This is a genomic window from Burkholderia sp. JKS000303 (assembly GCF_002563755.1).
GTDB classification, from domain to species: Bacteria; Pseudomonadota; Gammaproteobacteria; order Burkholderiales; family Burkholderiaceae; genus Burkholderia; species Burkholderia anthina_B.
This window is the reverse complement of sequence record NZ_PDBZ01000002.1, coordinates 186,265-204,406: the sequence shown is the minus strand read 5'-3', so window position 1 is coordinate 204,406 and position 18,142 is coordinate 186,265. Positions and strand designations below refer to the sequence as shown.

The following is an 18,142-nucleotide window of genomic DNA, read 5'->3' as shown; positions in this document are numbered from 1 at the left end:
CACGCCCCGACAAACCTCCCCCCACTCACACATGCAGCGCACGCCCATACGCGGCCAGCACGGCCTCGTGCATCGCTTCGGACTGCGTCGGGTGCGCGAACACCGTACTCATCAACTCCTGCTCGGTCGTTTCGAGTTGCCGCCCGATCGCATAGCCCTGGATCATCTCGGTCACCTCGTTGCCGACCATGTGCGCGCCCAGCAGCTCGCCCGAATCGGCATCGAACAGCACCTTCACGAAGCCCTCGGTCGCGCCCGCGGCCAACGCCTTGCCGTTCGCCGCGAACGGAAAGCGGCCGATCCGCACCGCTCGCCCGGCCGCCCGCGCCTGCTGCTCGTTGATACCGATGCTCGCGACCTGCGGATGGCTGTACGTGCACGCCGGAATCCGGTTCGTGTCGAGCGGATGCGCGTGAAGCCCCGCGATGTGCTCCACACACGACACGCCCTCGTGACTCGCCTTGTGCGCGAGGCACGGCGCGCCCGCCACATCGCCGATCGCATGGACGCCGGGTTCGTCCGTCGCGCCGAAGCCATGCGTGACGATGTAGCCGCGATCGACCTGCACACGCGTGTGCTCGAGCCCGAGATCCTCGACGTTGCCGGTCACGCCCGCGGCAACGAGGATGACGTCGACGTCGAGCGAACCCGCCTGCGCGCCGTCGACCTCGACGCGCCAGCCGCCCGGCGCGCGCCGCTCGGCACGCGTCACGCCGCTGGCCGTGCGCAGCACGATGCCCTGCGCGCTCAACGCATGCGCGAGCGCCGCGCTGACCTCTTCGTCTTCACTCGGCAGCACCTGCGCGGCCCGTTCGACCACGGTCACTTCGGCGCCCAGCGCGCGATAGAAACTGGCGAACTCGATGCCGATCGCTCCCGCGCCGACCACCAGCAGGCGCTTGGGCAACGTCGCCGGACGAAGCGCATCGAAGTACGTCCAGATCGTGTCGCCGTCCGGTTGCAGCGACGGCAGCTCGCGCGGCCGCGCACCCGTCGCCAGGACGACGTGCCCGGCCACGAGCCCGACCGTATCGCCATCGCCGGTCACGACCTCGATACGCTTGTCGCCTTTCAGCCGTGCGCGCCCGTTGAACACGCGCACGCCGTTCTTCTTCATCAGGTGCGCGACACCGCGCCCCAGTTGCGCGGCGATGTCGCGCGAACGCTGCACCGCATCCTGAAGCTGCACGTCGTGCACCTCGGCACGAATCCCGAAATCGCCCGCGCGCTTCAGCAGACGCAGGACATCCGCGGTCTGGAGCAGCGCCTTCGTCGGAATGCAGCCCCAGTTCAGGCAGATGCCGCCGAGCGCCGCCTTCTCGACGATCGCCGTCTTCATCCCGAGCTGCGCGGCGCGGATCGCCGCGACGTAACCGCCCGGCCCGCCGCCGATCACGACGATGTCGAATCGCTGTTCATTCATGATGACCTCTAGACCAGGATCGACAGCGGGTTTTCGACGAGCTGCTCGAACGCTTTCAGCCATTGCGCGGCCAGCGCACCGTCGATCGCGCGATGATCGACCGACAGCGTGCACCGCATGAGCGTGCCGACCGCGAGCGCCCCGTCGACGACGACGGGCTGCGGCGTCGCCGCGCCGACGGCGAGAATCGCCGATTGCGGCGGATTCAGAATCGCGCTGAACGACTCCGTGCCGTACATGCCGAGGTTGCTGACCGTGAAGCTGCCGCCCTCCAGTTCCGTCTGGAGCAGGCGGCCCGCGCGAGCGCGCGTCGCGAGGCCGGCGATCCGCGTGCTCAACGCGGACAGCGTCAGGTCGTCGGCATGCCGGATGACCGGCGTCAGCAAACCCGTGTCCGTCGACACGGCCACCGCGACGTCGGCATGCGCATGGCGATGCAGCGCCTCGTCCGACCACGTCACGTTCATCTGCGGCACCTGGCGCAGCGCCATCGCGACCGCCTTCACGACGAAATCGTTCAGCGACACCTTCGTCGCACCGCTTGCGTTGATTTCCGCACGCAGCGCGATCAGGCGGTCCACACGGCAGCTTGCGTCCAGATAGAAATGCGGCACGGTCGACTTGCTGTGTGCGAGCCGCTGCGCAATCGCGCGGCGCATGCCGGTATGCGGAATCGCTTCGACGCCATCGGGCAACGTCGTGGACGCAGCGGCCGGGGGCGCGGCAGGCACCCGCGCCGGCACGATGCCGCCGGAACCGGCTGGCTGACGCCCCGCCGCGTCCGCTGCAGCGTCGACGTCGCGCTTGACGATGCGTCCGTTCGGCCCCGAGCCGCGCAGCGTCTCCAGCGCGATGCCCTGCGCGGCAGCCAGCCGGCGCGCCAGCGGACTCGCGAACACGCGCCCGTGTGCCGTCGCACTCGTTGCGGCCGCATCTATACGGATCGAGTCGTTCGCCGCGCAATCCGCGTCACCGTTCGCCGTACCGCCCGCGTCGATCCGGTGCCCGGCCAGCAGCGCATCAATATCGATGTCCGCTTCGCCGCGCCCGACCACCACTGCGATCGGCGCACCGACCGGCACTTCGTCGCCGGCCTTCGCCAGCACGCGCGCGAGCGTCCCGTCCTCGTCGACGTTCACTTCGACGAGCGCCTTGTCCGTTTCGATCTCGGCGATCGCGTCGCCCGCGCTCACCGCATCGCCCACTTGCCGGACCCAGCTCTGCAACACTGCATGCGTCGCATTCGCCGATATCTCCGGCATGCGAAAAATCTTCGCCATTTATCTTCGTTCCTCGGTCGTATTCGAATCGGCCGTCACGCGGCGAGCGTCAGCGGCGTGCCCTTTGCCGCCATCACGTCGCGCAGCGCATCGGCCACCTCTTCGGTGCGCGCGATCGCCGCGCGCTCCAGCACCTTCGAAATGCTCGGCGACGCTTCGCCGCCGGTCACCCGCTGCACCGGCTGGTCGAGCCAGTCGAAGAAGCGGCGCTGGATCTCGTCGGCAAGCCAGCCGCCGTAGGACGTCCCGCGTGCGCCCTGCTCCGCGATCAGCACGTTGCCGGTCTTGCGGATGCTCGCGCCGATGGTGTCCCAGTCGATGCTCGCCGGATCGAGCCAGCGCAGATCGATCACGTCGGCATCGACGTTCGTCGCCGCCACCGCGTCGAGTGCATGCGCAACCATCGACAGATAGGTGAGGATCGTCAGCTGTTCGCCGCTGCGGCGCACCGCGGCCTTGCCGAACGGCAACTGGTAGTCGAGATCGTCGACCGGTGCATCGCCGGTCGCGGCATACAGGTCGACGTGCTCGATCACGAGCACCGGGTCGTCGCACGCGAGCGCGGCGTTCATCAGGCCGACGTAGTCGAACGGCGTCGACGGCGCGACGATCCGCCAGCCCGGCGCGGTCGCGAAGATGCCGGCCGGATCCATCGAGTGCTGCGAGCCGTAGCCGGTGCCCATCGCCACCTTCGTGCGCAACACGAGCGGCACGCGGCTGTCGCCGCCGAACATGTGGCGCGCCTTGCCGATCTGGTTGAAGATCTGGTCGGCGGCGACCCACATGAAATCCGGGTACATGAATTCGACGACCGGACGAAAGCGCGCATCGAGCGCAATCCCGCCGCCGAGGCCCGCGAACGCGTTCTCGCTGATCGGCGTGCCGAGCACGCGCCCCGGGAAACGCTCGCTGAGCCCGCGGGTCGCGCCGTTCGTGCCGCCCTTCAGCCGATGCACGTCCTCGCCCATCACGACGACGCGCGCATCGGTTTCCATGCGGCGCGCCATCACGTCGGCGACGACGTCGATGAAGCGGCGCGACGCCAGCTTGCCGGCGAAGGTCGACTGCTCCTCGACGCGCGCGCCGTGTAATTCGCTCAGGTCGCCGCGCAGGCCGACATCGCGAAAATCGGGCTTCGGCCACAGTTCCGCGCGAATGCGGCGCTTGAGCGACGTGCCGTTCATGCCGCCCTTCGGATGCGGCGCGCCATCGTCGGCCTCCGTCAGCGCCGCGGCCGCGTCGGCCATCGCCGCCTGCGCGCGGGCCCGCAGCGCCGCGACGCCGTCCGCGTCGATCAGCCCGCGCCGCTGCATCTGCGCCGCGACGCGCAGCAGCGGGTCGCGAACGCGCCATGCCTGCTCCTCGTCCTTCGACCGATAGCCGAATGCGCTGCCGGCGAACGGGCCGTTCTGATGGAAGAACCGGTAGACCTGCGCCTCGATGACGACCGGCCCGTTGCCGGCACGCATGTGTTCGAGCGCGGCCTGCGTCGCGAGGTACACCGCGAGCGGATCCATGCCGTCCACGCGCCACGCGGGAATGCTGAAGCCGAGACCGCGCGCGGACAGTCGCGGCTCCGCCGTCGACTCGGCAACGCTGGTCGACACCGCGTAGCCGTTGTTCTCGATGAAGAACGCGAGCGGCAACTTCCATGCGCTCGCCAGGTTCATCGACTCGAGCACGGAGCCGATGTTGGTCGCGCCGTCGCCGAAGTACGTGAACGCCACGGCGTCGGTGCCGGCATGCCGATGCGCCCAGGCCGAACCGGCTGCGAGCGGCACGCCGCCGCCGACGATCGCATTGGTGCCGAGCGCGCCCGCCTCGTTCCATTGCAGGTGCATCGAGCCGCCGCGCCCACGGCAGAAGCCCTGCGCGAGCCCGAGGATTTCCGCGAGCGTGCGTTGCAGCAGCGTCTGGATCGCGGGCGTGACCGGCTCGCGCGGATCGATGCCGGCCGGCGCGAGATACGTGAGCGCCTTCGCGAGGAACTGATGGTGGCCGCGATGCGCGCCGTTGATCGTGTCGTGCGCGGTGAGCGGCAGGATGGATCCGACCGCGCCGCCTTCCTGGCCGATGCTCGAATGCGCGGGGCCGTGCACGAGCCCCTGCCCGGCAAGCTCGAGCACGGTTTCCTCGAACGCGCGGATCAGGTGCAGTTGGGCAAGCATGGTCGCGAGCAGCGCGGGATCGGCGGCGTCCCAGTCCGCGTCGGTGGTGTGCAGCTCGATCCACGGCGCGGCGGGTTGAAGGGCAACGATGTCTGGCATTGGACGTTCTCTTGATGGGAAATCGGGGTGCCTCGTACGGCGAAAAACGTCGCGATCCTGGCGGCCGGCCAGCGTTCGCGACGACGGGAATGGCTGTGTCACTGGCCGCACTTTCCCAGACTATGGATCCATTCGCAAGAAAATTTGCGGTGTTTACGGGTTTACTTCGGCATTGATTCGCATACATGGATCCATTACACTTCATTCCAATCCTTTCAACCGGCGGCGTCCGCAGACACGATGACCCTCTCTTCCCCTTCGTCGGCACGCGGCCTGCCCGGCCTCGTCGGCACCGAACACATCGGCTTCACCGTGCCCGATCTCGACGAGGCCACGCGGTTCTTCGTCGACGTCATCGGCTGCGAATGGGTGTATTCGCTCGGGCCGTTCGCGTCGGACGACGACTGGATGCAGACGCACCTGAACGTCGCGCCGCGCACGGTGATGCGCGAGCTGCGCTTCTTTCGCTGCAAGAACGGGCCGAACTTCGAGATCTTCGAATACGCCGCGCCGGAGCAGCGGCGCGAGCCGCCGCGCAACAGCGACGTCGGCGGCCATCACCTCGCGTTCTACGTCGAGGACATCGACGTGGCCGCCGCGTACCTGCGCAAGAAGGGCGTGCGCACGCTCGGCGAGCCCACCTTCAGCAAGGGGCCGAGCGCGGGACAGCGTTGGCTATACTTCCTCGCGCCGTGGGGGATGCAGCTCGAACTCGTGAGCTTCCCGAACGGCAAGGCATACGAAGCCGACGCGGCAGTCCGGCTTTGGCATCCAGGCAAGCCGGACGCTTGAACGCGCGGCAACGGCACGATGTGAGGACACAACCGATGGTCAAGGCAAAGCGGGAACCCGCGCAGAACGACACGCACGCGTCGTCGGACAAAACCGCTGAACAACACGCGGAAACCGTGGCGAGCCGGCGGGTCGCGAACGCGCTGCGCACGTCGATCCTCGACGGGACGCTGCGCCCGGGCGCACGCATCTATCAGGAAGAAATCGCCGAGCGGTTCGGCGCGAGCCGGCTGCCGGTGCGCGAAGCCTTCCGGATGCTCGAATCCGAAGGGCTCGTGACGCTCGTGCCCAATAGCGGCGCGTGGGTGTCGCAACTTAACCTGAAGGAATGCGTCGAGATCTACAAGATTCGCGAACGCATCGAGCCGCTCGCGCTCAGCGAGAGCATTCACCGGCTCGACGACGCAACGATCGCGCGCATCGAGGCGCTGTGCGACGAAATCGAACGCGGCACGGAAACACCGGGGACGAGCGACATCGAGCACTTCCTGCGGCTCGATCGCGAGTTCCACCTGCTGACGTACCAGGCATCCGGCATGCCGTCGCTCAACACGATGGTCGAGCGGTTCTGGAACACCACGCAGCACTATCGCCGCGCGTACACCAAGCTGCTCGGCAGCGAAAAGCGCTGGATCATCAACTATGAGCACCGGCTGCTCGTCGAGGCCATCAAGCGACGCGATGCAGAAGAAGCCGAACGGGTCCTGTACGGCCATATCCGCCGGACCCGCAAGGAGCTCGAACAACACGACGATCTGTTTGAAGGAGAATGACTTGCTGAATTTCGAATCCAGGGTACTGCTGTTGAGCGGCGCGGCCGGCGGAATCGCCCGGGAAATCGCGAAACACTTCCATGCCGCGGGCGCGAGCGTCGTGCTCGGCGACGTCGACGAAGCGGCGCTGCACGATTTCGCCGCGAGCCTCGATCCGCAAGGTGAACGCACGGCCGTCGTGCGCATGGATGCGTCGCAGCCGGCGGATATCCAGCGCATCGTCGACACCGCCGTCGCGCGCTTCGGCGGCATCGACTTCCTGGTGCCTGCCGCGGCGATCTATCCGGAGCGGCTCGTGAAGGACATCACCGACGAAGAATGGCGCCGCGTGATGTCGATCAATCTCGACGGCGTCTTCAGCCTGACGCGCCAGGCGCTTCCAGTGATGCGCGCCGGCGGCTCGATCGTGAACCTCACGTCGATGGCCGGCCATCGCGGCAGCTTCAGCCACGCGCACTATTCGGCCTCCAAGGGCGCACTGATCGCGTTCACGCGCAGCCTCGCACTCGAGACCGGCCCGACGCTGCGCGTCAACGCCGTGTCGCCCGGCATCATCGCGACGCCGATGACGGAAAAGCTGCTCGATGCAAAGGGTGCGCAGTTGCTCGCCAGCACGCCGATGCAGCGCTACGGCAAGCCCGCGGAAATCGCGTCGGTGGTCGCGTTCCTGTGCAGCGACATGGCCAGCTTCGTGCACGGCGAAGTCATTCACGTCAACGGCGGCCTGTTCATGGCCGGCTGACCGTCCAGCAGTATCGCAGTCATTCGCCGGGGAAATCGACCACGTCATTCGATATGGATTCCTCAATGATTTCCCCGGCCGAGCCCATCACGAATCGAACCAGACCAGGCGGCCGGACCAGCGCCACACAGGAGACACGATGACCCACCCCACTCGCGACGCGGCCCAGCCCGCGCTCGTCGCCCAGGCCACGCGCCGTGCATGCCGCCGCCTGATGCCGTTCCTGCTGCTGATGTACGTGCTGTCGTTCCTCGACCGCGCGAACATCGGCTTCGCGAAAGAAGCGATGCAGGTGTCGATCGGCATCTCGAACACGGCCTACGCGCTCGGCGCGGGGCTGTTCTTTCTCAGCTATTCCGCGCTGGAACTGCCGAGCAATCTGGCGATGCATCGCTACGGCGCGCGGTTGTGGCTGAGCCGGATCATGGTGCCGTGGGGCCTCATCTCGGCGGCGATGATGTTCGTGCGCGGCGAGACGTCGTTCTATGCGCTGCGCCTGTTGCTCGGCGTCGCGGAGGCCGGCTTCGTTCCCGGCGTGATCCTCTATCTCACGTACTGGTTTCCCGATCACATGCGCGGCCGCATGATCGGCCTGTTCTATTTCGGCGCGCCGCTGGCATTCATTTTCGGCGGCCCCGTTTCCGGTCTGCTGCTGCAGCTCGACGGCGTCGGGAATCTGCATGGCTGGCAATGGATGTTCATGATCGAGGGGCTGGCCGCGTCCGTCGTCGGCCTCGTCGCGTACTGGTATCTGGACGATTCGCCCGAGAAAGCGCGCTGGCTTCCGGACGACGAGAAGCGGGCGCTGGTGGCCACGCTCGCGAATGAAAGCCGCGAGAAAGCCGCGCACGGCGGCGCGGCACTGCGGCGCGTGTTCGTCGACCCGCGACTGATCCAGTACACCGTCGTCTACTTCATCGTGCAGATGGCCGTGTTCGGCGTGACGTTCTATCTGCCGACGCAGGTCGCGCATCTGCTCGGCACGCACATCGGCGTGAAGGTGGGGCTCGTCACCGCGATTCCGTGGATCTGTGCGATCGTCGCGTCGTTCTGGGTGCCGCGCATCGCGGACCGCTACCGCTGCCATCGCGTCGTCGCCGCCATCACGCTCGCCATCAGCGGGCTCGGCATCGCGGTGTCGGCCGACAGCGGCCCGTTCGTCGCGATCGTCGCGCTCTGCTTTGCCGCATCCGGCTTCATCGCCGTGCAGCCGGTACTCTGGACGTTCCCGACGCGGCGGCTCGCCGGCATGGCCGCGGCCGGCGGCATCGGCCTGATCAACGGCCTCGGGCTGCTCGGCGGGTTCGTCGCGCCGAGCGTGAAGAATTTCGCCGATTCGGTCGCGGCGAACAACTCGGGCGGCCTGTACGTGCTCGCCGCCCTGACCTTCGTCGGCGCGATCGGCGCGGCCATGCTGCGCTGGCCGGATGAGCCGGCCGCGAACGGACCTGCCGCCGCGAAGGAATTCGTGTGAACATTGCGCGGTCACGCAACGCGTGACGCATGCAACGGCCGGCTCGTGCGCGCAAGCATTCGCGCATGAGCTGGTGCGTGCCCCTCCGCTTTCGACGTCGGCACGTCGCACCACGACAGACACGCATCCCTCGCCGCCGCGCCGCCATCCCGTGACGGACTCGCGCGCAGCCGGTCTTTCACCAATACCGGTGTACCCGGCGGCGTCAGACGCTATATCCCGCAGCCCGCATCAATCCGCGCGACACGTCGGCGCGTGCGCCTTCGGTGTCGAATTCCGAGCGAAGTTTCGCATCGGCCTGGCGGGTTACGCCGCGGTGCATGGCGACGATCAACGCAAAGAGGGCGACGAGAAAGAGAACGGTAAGCATGATGTTGCTCCTGACCGGTCAGACCGGAAATCGCGTCTGGCGGCGACCGCGTGCGACCGTGTCGCACATCGCCCTCGCTGTGTCCGTGGAATGCAGCGGGCCGCAAGATCCGGGCCCGGGGAACAGCGCGGCAATGTCGTGGAATCGGGGCGCGAGGACATGCGAAGCCGATGGCCGTCAGGCTGGCGCGGTCTTGAAGTACCGGAGAGCGCGTCGGCCAGGGACCAGACGCCGTATCCATCATACTGCTGGCAGCGATGCTTCGACATGCGACACATGCCACCGGCGCGGCATCGCGGGGATGCCGTCAGTCAGGTGCAAGGAAGGCCGCGAGCGCACCGTTCACTACTTCAGCACGGCCACGCGCGACTCCATCCCTCCGATCTTCACGAGCAGCGCATCGCCGAGCCGCCTGACGTCGCGCGGCAACCCGGGGATGACCAGCAACGCTTCGATCCGGCCCCGCCAGTAACTCGGACGACTCACGCGCATCGCGCACGGCAGCACCACGTCACCCGCCTCTGTATCGCTTTCCAGCAGCGCGACCATGCGCTGGATGTGCGAGAGCTCCCGCTCTACATAGTCTCTAGTCAGCATCTGATGCAGCTCCCCGAAACACGGCGCGGGCCTGTCGCAATCCGCGCGCGCCGCATGGTCCTTCGTCCGCCCGCTCGCCGTACTCGCCTTCCGGCACGGTACGCGTGTCCTGTGTCAGAACATCACCCGCAGGCGCGACGACTTCGTTCATATCATCGGATCAATGGCCGCGCAGTCGCGCGACCTGCTGTCATCGCGCTGCATCGACTGCATTCGCACTCCGATATTCTGTTGTCGATCGTAGACACTCGCCCCGTCGCCGGCATCCCCAAAATTGAGGACGCTTGCTAGAATCAATGGCACCGCGTCCGCATCACGTGCCAGCGCGCACGATCCGGCGAACGCGGTGCGACGACACGCGCGACGCGCCGCGCGTGCGGCAACCGGGGAACGGGGATGTCCAAGGTACGATCGGCTGACGAGTCGATCGCGGCGCTCTACACGGCCGCCATCGACCCCGCACAGTGGGATGTCGCGCTCGAGGCCCTCATGGCGCTCGCCGATGCGCGGGCCGCGAACTGCTTCGTGCACGATGCGCGCACCGGCACCTTCCTCGAATACCACTTCGCCGGCTACGGCTCGGCCTGGGCCGATGCGTACGCGAGCCACTATCACGGCCTCGATCTCGCGCGCGGCGTGCTGATGCGCGAGCCGGCCGGTCGCATGTATCCGATGCATCGCTTCCTGCCCGATCAGGTGATCGCGCGCAGCGAGTATTACCAGGACTTCTACATCCGCGAAGGGCTGCGCTACTCGTGCGGCGGCATGCGACTCGACGGCGACCGGCGGCTGATGCTCGCCGTGCATCGCCCGCTCAAGCACCGGCCGTACGATGCGCACACGACCCGCGAGCTGCAGCGCGTGCTCGATCACCTGCCCAACGTGTTCCGCCTCCGGCAAACCGCCGCGCCGCCCGCGACGAGCCGCGAGCCGCTGCTGGCCGCGGCACTCGATGCGCTGCCGCGCGCCGTGATCGTCGTCGACGACACGCTGCGCGTACGCTATCTGAATGCAGCCGCGCTCGCGATGCTGCAGGAATCGACGGAGATCCGCACGCAAGCCGATCGGCTCGTGCTGTGGGCGCCGCAGGTCGCGGTGCAACTCGTGCAACGGGTCAGGGATGCGTGTTCACCGCAGCCGATCGTCGAACCGTTGCCGCTCTATGCGCTCGATCGCGAGCAACGCCCGACGCTGGAAATCCACGTCGTGCCGCTGAAGCCGCAATTGACCGCGCCGCTCGATCGCGACACGCGGCCGCTCGCGATGCTGCTGTTGCGCCGCCCGTTCCAGCGCATCGTGCGACCGGAGGCGGAACAGCGTCCGTTCTCGCTCACGCGTGCGGAAATGGCGGTGGCGACGGGCATCGCGCGCGGACAGACACCGGCCGACTATGCGGCCTGCACCGGCGTGCAGATCAGCACCGTGCGCAGCCAGATCAAGGCGATCTTCCGGAAGACGGGGGTTCGGCGCATCGCGGATCTGGTTGCGTTGTTCGGCGATTAGAAACGGCGCTTGCGACAACCCGCTGATGCGGAGTACGCAACGTTTTCCGTGAAGCCGGCGTGAACCGTCAGTCGATTGCGCATGCAGGCGATCCTTCCGGACGACTCGCACACATTGCACGATTTCCCCTGGCGCTTTGCGCGTTCCCGCAAGAAATCTGCCACGTTTGCCTGCTATGTGTTGGCTGCGGGAATCGAAATAATGTCTCCATCGAGCGGCACGCTGTGCCGCGCTCACTCCTGGAGACAGACCGATGACCCGCTTCCTCGACGTTCCCGCCACCGCCCGACTGATCGCCCAAACCGGCGTCACACCGTTCCTGCACGAACTCGTCGACACGCTGCGCGCCGATTACCTGCACTGGGCCGACTTCGACAAGTCGCCGCGCGTGGCCTGCCATTCGCGTAATGGCGTGATCGAACTGATGCCCGTCGCGAACGACTCGCTGTTCGCATTCAAGTACGTGAACGGCCACCCCGTGAACGCCGCGCGCGGCATGCACACCGTGATGGCGTTCGGCGCACTCGCCGAAGTCGACACCGGCTACCCGCTGCTGCTCGCCGAACTCACGCTGACCACCGCGCTGCGCACCGCCGCCACCTCCGTGCTCGCCGCGCAGGCGCTCGCCCGCCCCGACTCGCGCACGATGGCGCTGATCGGCAACGGCGCGCAAAGCGAATTCCAGGCGATCGCGTTCCACACGCTGCTCGGCATCGAAGAGATCCGCGTGTTCGATGTCGATCCGCTCGCCACCGACAAGCTCGTGAAGAACCTCGCCGCGTATCCGGCCCTGCGCGTCGTGCGCGCCGCGTCGACCGCCGATGCCGTGCGCGGCGCCGACATCGTCACGACCGTCACCGCCGACAAGGCCTACGCGACGATCGTCACGGCCGACATGATCGAGCCCGGTATGCACCTGAACGCGGTCGGCGGCGATTGCCCGGGCAAGACCGAACTCGACGCGGGCGTGCTGCATGCGGGCCGCGTGTTCGTCGAATTCGAGCCGCAGTCGCGCATCGAAGGCGAGATCCAGCAGATGCCGGCCGACTTCCCCGTCACCGAACTGTGGCGCGTGCTGCAAGGCGAGACGAGCGGCCGCGAACGCGCGGACGAAGTCACGGTGTTCGACTCGGTCGGCTTCGCACTCGAAGACTACTCAGCGCTGCGCTACCTGTACGCGCTCGCGCAGCAACACAACGCCGGCATCGAGATCGCGCTGATTCCGCCGGCCGTCGATCCGAAGAACCTGTTCGCGCTGATCGACGATCCGGACGCGATCGCCCAGGGTCACGCGACGTTCGTCGCCCAAGCCGTCGCAGCCTTCGCGCGCTGACCGTCACGGGCGGCGTGCGCGCCGCCCCGTTTCTCGCCTCTCGCCTCCTGCCACTACCGTTCATGAATCTCGTATCGATCCAGGCGCCGGCCGCCGTCGTGATGATCCGGCCGCACCGCTTCCTGCCGAACCCGCAGACCGCCGCCGACAACGCGTTCCAGCGCACGGCCGCCGGCGGCGCACGCGACACGACGTCGGTGTCCGACGCCGCGCGCGACGAAGTCACGGCCGCCGCGCAAACGCTCGCCGACGCCGGCGTGCGCGTGCACGTGTTCGACGACCACGGCGAGCACGACACGCCCGACTCCGTGTTCCCGAACAACTGGTTCTCCACGCATCCGGGCGGGCACGTCGCGCTGTTTCCGATGGCCAGCCCGAACCGTCGCCGCGAGCGGCGCGCCGACGTGATCGAAATGCTGAAGGCCGACTATCGCGTGCAGGACGTGATCGACTACTCGGGGCTCGAATACGACGACGTGTTTCTCGAAGGCACCGGCGCGATGGTGCTCGATCACGTCGCACGCATCGCGTACACCGCGCGCTCGCGCCGCGCCGATCCGGTCGCGCTCGAACGCTTCTGCACGAACTTCAACTTCGAGCCGATCTGCTTCGACACGGCCGACGCGAACGGGCGGCCGATCTATCACACGAACGTGATGATGAGCGTCGCGACCGAGTTCGCGATGGTGGGCCTCGACCTCATCGCCGATCGCCGGCGCCGCGACGAAATCGCCCAACGCCTGACCGAAACGGGCCGCACGGTGATCGCGCTCGACTACGCGCAGATCGCGAATTTCGCGGGCAATACGCTGGAACTGTCGGGCAAGGACGGGCGCGTGCTCGCGCTGTCGCGACGCGCATTCGACTGCCTGACCGGCGAGCAACGCGCGACGATCGAGCGCTCGGCGCGGCTGCTGCCGCTCGACGTGCCGACGATCGAGCTGGCCGGCGGCTCGGTGCGCTGCATGCTCGCGGGCATTCATCTCGCGCGGCGTCACGGCTGAGTCGAATCGCGCTCGCCGGTCGTGGCCATGCAGACACCGGCGCCGTTGCACAAAGCGTCGACCGGCGCCGGCAGTTTGCGCATCGCCGCGCGCAATCCGGCACGTTTGCTCACTGTCCATTGGCGCCGCTCTTCGAAATAATCGCTGCACGACACGGCAGACGACGGACGTGATCCGTCGCATCCGCCGCAGGTCATCCATCCCCACCCATCCCAACATACAACAGCCGCATCCGGCAGGCGTGCGTCGCCGGCACCGCGGCAATGAACGGAGACAACATGTCGCAACGGCAAGCATCGCTGCATCGAGGACTCGAGGAGCGCCACGTCAGCCTGATGGCGCTCGGCACGGCCATCGGCGTCGGGCTGTTTCTCGGCTCGGGCAGCGCCATTACGACCGCCGGGCCGGCGATCCTGCTCAGCTACACCTTCGCGGGTGTCGCGATCTTCATCATCATGCGCGCGCTCGGCGAAATGGCAATCACGAATCCCGTCGCGGGATCGTTCAGCCGCTACGCGCAGGACTATCTCGGCCCGCTGACCGGCTATCTGACGGGCTGGACCTACTGGCTCACCGCGCTCGTCGGCAGCATGTGCGAGATCACCGCGGCCGGGGTCTACATGCACATCTGGTTTCCGCACGTCCCGACATGGATCTGGACGCTCGCCGCGCTCGCGTCGGTGACTTCGGTCAACTTCATCGCGGTACGCGCGTACGGCGAGTTCGAATTCTGGTTCGCGCTGATCAAGGTGGTGACGATCGTGCTGATGATCGTCGCCGGCGCCGGGATGATCGTCTTCGGCATCGGCAACGGCGGCATCGCCACCGGCATCTCGAACCTGTGGTCGCACGGCGGCTTCATGCCCAACGGTATCGTCGGGGTCCTGAAGGCGTTACCGATGGTCATGTTCGCGTATCAGGGCATCGAGATGCTCGGCATCACCGCCGGTGAAGCGCGCAATCCCGAGAAGACGCTCGCCCGCGCGGTGAACTCGGTGTTCTGGCGTGTGCTGATCTTCTACGTCGGCGCGCTGTTCGTGATCATGTCGATCTATCCGTGGAACCAGATCGGCACGCAGGGCAGCCCGTTCGTCCTGACCTTCGATCGCCTCGGCATTCACTCGGCCGCGGGCATCATCAACTTCGTCGTGCTGACCGCCGCGCTGTCGTCGTGCAACAGCAATCTGTATGGCACCTCCCGGCTGCTCTACAACCTCGCGCTCCAGAAGCAGGCGCCGGCGATGTTCGCCCGCATCTCGGGCAACGGCATTCCGGCGATCGCGCTGACGTTCTCCTGCGCCTGCTCGCTGCTCGGCGTGCTGCTCAACTACGTGAGCCCGAAACACGTGTTCGTCTGGCTGACGGCCGTGTCGACGTTCGGCGCATTGTGGACGTGGGGCGTCATCCTGGTGTCCCATTACCGGTTCCGCAAGACGCTTTCCGCCGCCGACATCGCGAAGCTGCCGTGCCGGGTGCCGTTCTTCCCGTCGACCAACGTGGCCGCGCTCGTGTTCCTGCTGGCGTCGTGACGTTGATGGCCGCGTTTCCCGCGACGCGCATCGCGGTGATCGTCGGTCCGCTCTGGATCGCGCTCGTCACGTGCGTGTTCTTCATGACGAAGGCGCAGCGCATGTCCGCGCCACTTGGCGCGTCGTCGCTCGACTGAACCCGCGGACTGAAACCGCGCTCAGCCGCGCCGGCCGCCGCGCGTCGCCTTGCGCGCGGCGGCCGGCGGCGCGCCGCCGCTCATCCGGTCCAGTTGCCGGACGATCTCCGCGCGCAGCTCGGCCGAAATCTCCACGCTGTCGAGCAACTCCGAGATCCACAGCCCGTCGGCCGCGAGCCGGCAGATCATCAGCGTCGCCGCCTGTTCGAGCGGCACCGGATCCGGGCGCGTCCACTCGCGCATCGGCACCGACCAGCGCGCACGCGTCTCCTGCTCGGTAATCATCGAAGCAACCAGCACGCGCAGCACGTCGGTACTCGCCGCCGGCTGCGCGGTGTCGAGCACCGCGTGCAGATACGCGCGCGCCGCCGCCCCTTCGCCGTGCGGATCGGCGGCCCGGCGCGTGGCCATCTGCGTCGCGAAGCGCTCGGTCGCCTGCCCGAACAGCGCATCGAGCAACCCCTGCTTGTTCGCGAAGTGATATTGCAGCGCGCCTTTCGTGACGCCCGCGCGCTCGGCCACCGCGTCGAGCGTCAATGCCGCCACGCCGTGATGGGTCGCGATTTCCGACGCGGCCTCCAGCAACTGCGCACGCACCTGTTCAGGCGCTTTTTTTCGCCGCACGCCGACGGCGGTAGCGGCAGCGGGCGCGTCCAGCGCGTCGGCGCGCCGCGCGCCGGCCGGTTCGGCCGAGTCGTCGGGCACGGATGCGCCACGCAAGGCGGGTTCGAGGCGTTTTTTCATGGGGGCGATGTTAGCACCGGCGGTCTCGAGATAAACATTCCGGCTGGATGGTATGATCCGCCGCATGAACAAGCCTGCCTCTTTCCCCTGGTCCGCGCTCGACACCGCGATCGCCCGTGGCCGCGACGCGCTCGCGCGTCTTCAGCAGCCCGACGGCAGCTGGTGTTTCGAACTCGAATCCGATGCGACGATCACCGCGGAATACATCCTGATGATGCATTTCATGGACCGGATCGACGACGCGCGCCAGGAAAAGATGGCCCGCTACCTGCGTGCGATCCAGCGGCTCGACACGCACGGCGGATGGGATCTGTACGTCGACGGCGACCCGGACGTGTCGTGCAGCGTGAAAGCGTACTTCGCGCTGAAGGCCGCCGGCGACAGCGAGCAGGCGCCGCATATGGTCCGCGCGCGCGACGCGATCCTGAAGCTCGGCGGCGCGGCACGCGCGAACGTGTTCACGCGCATCCTGCTCGCGACGTTCGGCCAGGTGCCGTGGCGCGCGGCGCCGTTCATGCCCATCGAATTCGTGCTGTTCCCGAAGTGGGTGCCGATCTCGATGTACAAGGTCGCGTACTGGGCGCGCACGACGATGGTGCCGCTGCTCGTGCTGTGCTCGCTGAAGGCGCGTGCGCGCAATCCGCGCAACGTCGCGATCCCCGAGCTGTTCGTCACACCGCCTGACCAGGAACGCCATTACTTCCCGCCCGCGCGCGGGATGCGCCGTGCGTTCCTCGCGCTCGACCGCGTGGTGCGCCACGTCGAGCCGCTGCTGCCGAAGCGCCTGCGGCAACGCGCGATCAGGCATGCGGAGGCGTGGTGCGCGGCACGCATGAACGGCGAGGACGGGCTCGGCGGGATCTTTCCGCCGATCGTGTACAGCTATCAGATGATGGACGTGCTCGGCTACCCGGACGATCATCCGCTGCGCCGCGACTGCGAGAACGCGCTGGAAAAGCTGCTGGTCGCGCGGCCCGACGGCAGCGTGTACTGCCAGCCGTGCCTGTCGCCGGTATGGGATACCGCGTGGAGCACGATGGCGCTCGAACAGGCGCGCGGCGTGGCCGCGGCGGAAGCCGGCACGCCGGCGGCGGATGGACTCGACGAACGCATCGCGCGCGCCTACGACTGGCTGGCTGAGCGCCAGGTCAACGACCTGCGCGGCGACTGGATCGAGAACGCGCCCGCCGACACGCAGCCGGGCGGCTGGGCGTTCCAGTACGCGAACCCGTACTACCCCGACATCGACGACAGTGCGGTCGTCGCCGCGATGCTCGATCGCCGCGGCCGCACGCATCGCAACGCGGACGGCTCGCATCCGTATGCGGCGCGCGTCGCGCGCGCGCTCGACTGGATGCGCGGGCTGCAATCGCGCAACGGCGGCTTCGCGGCATTCGACGCCGACTGCGATCGCCTGTACCTGAACGCGATCCCGTTCGCCGATCACGGCGCGCTGCTCGATCCGCCGACCGAGGACGTGTCGGGCCGCGTGCTGCTGTGCTTCGGCGTCACGCGGCGCGCGGACGATCGCGCCTCGCTCGTGCGCGCGATCGACTACGTGAAGCGCACGCAGCAGCCGGACGGCAGTTGGTGGGGCCGCTGGGGCACGAACTACCTGTACGGCACCTGGAGCGTGCTCGCGGGCCTCGCGCTCGCCGGCGAAGACGCATCGCAGCCGTACATCGCGCGCGCACTCGCGTGGTTGCGGGCACGACAGCACGCCGACGGCGGCTGGGGCGAGACGAACGACAGCTACATCGACCCGGCGCTCGCCGGCACCAATGGCGGCGAAAGCACGTCGAACTGCACCGCGTGGGCGCTGCTCGCGCAGATGGCGTTCGGCGACTGCGAGTCCGACTCGGTGCAGCGCGGCATCGCGTATCTGCAATCGGTGCAGCAGGACGACGGCTTCTGGTGGCACCGGTCGCACAATGCGCCGGGATTTCCGCGCATCTTCTACCTGAAGTATCACGGTTACACCGCGTACTTCCCGCTGTGGGCGCTCGCGCGCTATCGGCGGCTGGCGGAGGCGAAGGATGCGGGTGCAACCACGTCGTCCACGCCTGGCGCACCCGGTGTACCGGCGACACGCGCCACGGACAGCGCACTCGCCTGAGCCGAAACCCCGGCCGAAAATGGCAACGCGCCGGCACGCCCCACGGCGTCCGGCGCGA

The 18,142-nt window shown here is 67.7% G+C and carries 14 protein-coding genes and 1 pseudogene; 9 read left to right on the top strand and 6 right to left on the bottom strand.

Annotation, left to right across the window (positions count from 1 at the left end):
* Nucleotides 1–25 precede the first annotated feature (25 nt).
* Genes lpdA through BX604_RS22970 form a run of 3 tightly spaced genes read right to left on the bottom strand, consistent with a single transcriptional unit; the run spans nucleotide 26 to nucleotide 4,970 of the window.
* Nucleotides 26–1,423: a dihydrolipoyl dehydrogenase gene (gene lpdA, locus BX604_RS22980; protein WP_098553174.1), complete on the bottom strand. Its 1,398-nt coding sequence runs from the start codon at nucleotides 1,421–1,423 to the stop codon at nucleotides 26–28.
* Nucleotides 1,424–1,431: 8 nt separating this feature from the next.
* Nucleotides 1,432–2,703: a dihydrolipoamide acetyltransferase family protein gene (locus tag BX604_RS22975; protein WP_098553173.1), complete on the bottom strand. Its 1,272-nt coding sequence runs from the start codon at nucleotides 2,701–2,703 to the stop codon at nucleotides 1,432–1,434.
* Nucleotides 2,704–2,738: 35 nt separating this feature from the next.
* Nucleotides 2,739–4,970, bottom strand: coding sequence for an alpha-ketoacid dehydrogenase subunit alpha/beta (locus tag BX604_RS22970; RefSeq protein ID WP_098553172.1), 2,232 nt, complete (start codon nucleotides 4,968–4,970; stop codon nucleotides 2,739–2,741).
* 240 nt (nucleotides 4,971–5,210) lie between these two features.
* Between BX604_RS22970 and BX604_RS22965 the strand changes: the two genes are divergently transcribed.
* The 4 genes from BX604_RS22965 to BX604_RS22950 all read left to right on the top strand — a co-directional run bounded on the left by BX604_RS22965 (nucleotide 5,211) and on the right by BX604_RS22950 (nucleotide 8,751).
* Nucleotides 5,211–5,762 carry a VOC family protein gene (locus BX604_RS22965; protein WP_098553171.1) on the top strand — a complete coding sequence of 184 codons (552 nt, stop codon included), beginning with the start codon at nucleotides 5,211–5,213 and terminating at the stop codon, nucleotides 5,760–5,762.
* A 35-nt stretch (nucleotides 5,763–5,797) separates the two neighbouring features.
* Nucleotides 5,798–6,535 carry a GntR family transcriptional regulator gene (locus BX604_RS22960; RefSeq protein WP_098553170.1) on the top strand — a complete coding sequence of 246 codons (738 nt, stop codon included), beginning with the start codon at nucleotides 5,798–5,800 and terminating at the stop codon, nucleotides 6,533–6,535.
* A gap of 1 nt (nucleotide 6,536) precedes the next feature.
* Nucleotides 6,537–7,277, top strand: coding sequence for an SDR family NAD(P)-dependent oxidoreductase (locus tag BX604_RS22955; RefSeq protein ID WP_098553169.1), 741 nt, complete (start codon nucleotides 6,537–6,539; stop codon nucleotides 7,275–7,277).
* A 139-nt stretch (nucleotides 7,278–7,416) separates the two neighbouring features.
* Nucleotides 7,417–8,751: an MFS transporter gene (locus BX604_RS22950; RefSeq protein ID WP_098553168.1), complete on the top strand. Its 1,335-nt coding sequence runs from the start codon at nucleotides 7,417–7,419 to the stop codon at nucleotides 8,749–8,751.
* Nucleotides 8,752–8,956: 205 nt separating this feature from the next.
* Here BX604_RS22950 and BX604_RS39080 read toward each other — a convergent pair whose 3' ends face one another.
* Both BX604_RS39080 and BX604_RS22945 read right to left on the bottom strand, forming a co-directional pair.
* Nucleotides 8,957–9,121 (bottom strand): hypothetical protein, encoded by a 165-nt coding sequence (locus BX604_RS39080; protein WP_175800679.1) that lies wholly within the window; start codon nucleotides 9,119–9,121, stop codon nucleotides 8,957–8,959.
* A gap of 345 nt (nucleotides 9,122–9,466) precedes the next feature.
* Nucleotides 9,467–9,718: a hypothetical protein gene (locus tag BX604_RS22945; protein ID WP_098553167.1), complete on the bottom strand. Its 252-nt coding sequence runs from the start codon at nucleotides 9,716–9,718 to the stop codon at nucleotides 9,467–9,469.
* A 396-nt stretch (nucleotides 9,719–10,114) separates the two neighbouring features.
* On the opposite strand from BX604_RS22945, the gene BX604_RS22940 reads away from it, so the two are divergent.
* The 4 genes and pseudogenes from BX604_RS22940 to BX604_RS22925 all read left to right on the top strand — a co-directional run bounded on the left by BX604_RS22940 (nucleotide 10,115) and on the right by BX604_RS22925 (nucleotide 15,224).
* Nucleotides 10,115–11,221, top strand: a complete 1,107-nt coding sequence (locus tag BX604_RS22940) for a helix-turn-helix transcriptional regulator (protein ID WP_098553166.1) — start codon at nucleotides 10,115–10,117, stop codon at nucleotides 11,219–11,221.
* 253 nt (nucleotides 11,222–11,474) lie between these two features.
* The gene (locus BX604_RS22935; RefSeq protein WP_098553165.1) at nucleotides 11,475–12,554 is read left to right on the top strand and encodes an ornithine cyclodeaminase; all 1,080 of its coding nucleotides are present in this window, start codon (nucleotides 11,475–11,477) and stop codon (nucleotides 12,552–12,554) included.
* 62 nt (nucleotides 12,555–12,616) lie between these two features.
* Nucleotides 12,617–13,558, top strand: coding sequence for a citrulline utilization hydrolase CtlX (gene ctlX / locus BX604_RS22930; RefSeq protein ID WP_098553164.1), 942 nt, complete (start codon nucleotides 12,617–12,619; stop codon nucleotides 13,556–13,558).
* A gap of 278 nt (nucleotides 13,559–13,836) precedes the next feature.
* Nucleotides 13,837–15,224: pseudogene (locus BX604_RS22925) on the top strand (amino acid permease).
* A gap of 21 nt (nucleotides 15,225–15,245) precedes the next feature.
* Here BX604_RS22925 and BX604_RS22920 read toward each other — a convergent pair.
* On the bottom strand, nucleotides 15,246–15,968 hold the full coding sequence (locus BX604_RS22920; protein WP_098553163.1) for a TetR/AcrR family transcriptional regulator: 723 nt from the start codon (nucleotides 15,966–15,968) through the stop codon (nucleotides 15,246–15,248).
* Nucleotides 15,969–16,020: 52 nt separating this feature from the next.
* On the opposite strand from BX604_RS22920, the gene shc reads away from it, so the two are divergent.
* A complete protein-coding gene (shc, locus tag BX604_RS22915) occupies nucleotides 16,021–18,084 on the top strand; it encodes a squalene--hopene cyclase (RefSeq protein ID WP_098553162.1) in 2,064 nt (687 codons plus the stop codon).
* Nucleotides 18,085–18,142 lie beyond the last annotated feature (58 nt).

What these genes read in the sequence shown, in the direction of transcription:
- BX604_RS22950 (WP_098553168.1), top strand. Translation starts at nt 7,417, where the DNA reads ATGACCCACCCCACTCGCGACGCGGCCCAGCCCGCGCTCGTCGCCCAG.
- BX604_RS22935 (WP_098553165.1), top strand. Translation starts at nt 11,475, where the DNA reads ATGACCCGCTTCCTCGACGTTCCCGCCACCGCCCGACTGATCGCCCAA.
- BX604_RS22975 (WP_098553173.1), bottom strand. Translation starts at nt 2,703, where the DNA reads ATGGCGAAGATTTTTCGCATGCCGGAGATATCGGCGAATGCGACGCAT.
- BX604_RS22920 (WP_098553163.1), bottom strand. Translation starts at nt 15,968, where the DNA reads ATGAAAAAACGCCTCGAACCCGCCTTGCGTGGCGCATCCGTGCCCGAC.
- BX604_RS39080 (WP_175800679.1), bottom strand. Translation starts at nt 9,121, where the DNA reads ATGCTTACCGTTCTCTTTCTCGTCGCCCTCTTTGCGTTGATCGTCGCC.
- BX604_RS22945 (WP_098553167.1), bottom strand. Translation starts at nt 9,718, where the DNA reads ATGCTGACTAGAGACTATGTAGAGCGGGAGCTCTCGCACATCCAGCGC.
- ctlX (WP_098553164.1), top strand. Translation starts at nt 12,617, where the DNA reads ATGAATCTCGTATCGATCCAGGCGCCGGCCGCCGTCGTGATGATCCGG.
- BX604_RS22965 (WP_098553171.1), top strand. Translation starts at nt 5,211, where the DNA reads ATGACCCTCTCTTCCCCTTCGTCGGCACGCGGCCTGCCCGGCCTCGTC.
- BX604_RS22970 (WP_098553172.1), bottom strand. Translation starts at nt 4,970, where the DNA reads ATGCCAGACATCGTTGCCCTTCAACCCGCCGCGCCGTGGATCGAGCTG.
- shc (WP_098553162.1), top strand. Translation starts at nt 16,021, where the DNA reads ATGATCCGCCGCATGAACAAGCCTGCCTCTTTCCCCTGGTCCGCGCTC.
- lpdA (WP_098553174.1), bottom strand. Translation starts at nt 1,423, where the DNA reads ATGAATGAACAGCGATTCGACATCGTCGTGATCGGCGGCGGGCCGGGC.
- BX604_RS22940 (WP_098553166.1), top strand. Translation starts at nt 10,115, where the DNA reads ATGTCCAAGGTACGATCGGCTGACGAGTCGATCGCGGCGCTCTACACG.
- BX604_RS22960 (WP_098553170.1), top strand. Translation starts at nt 5,798, where the DNA reads ATGGTCAAGGCAAAGCGGGAACCCGCGCAGAACGACACGCACGCGTCG.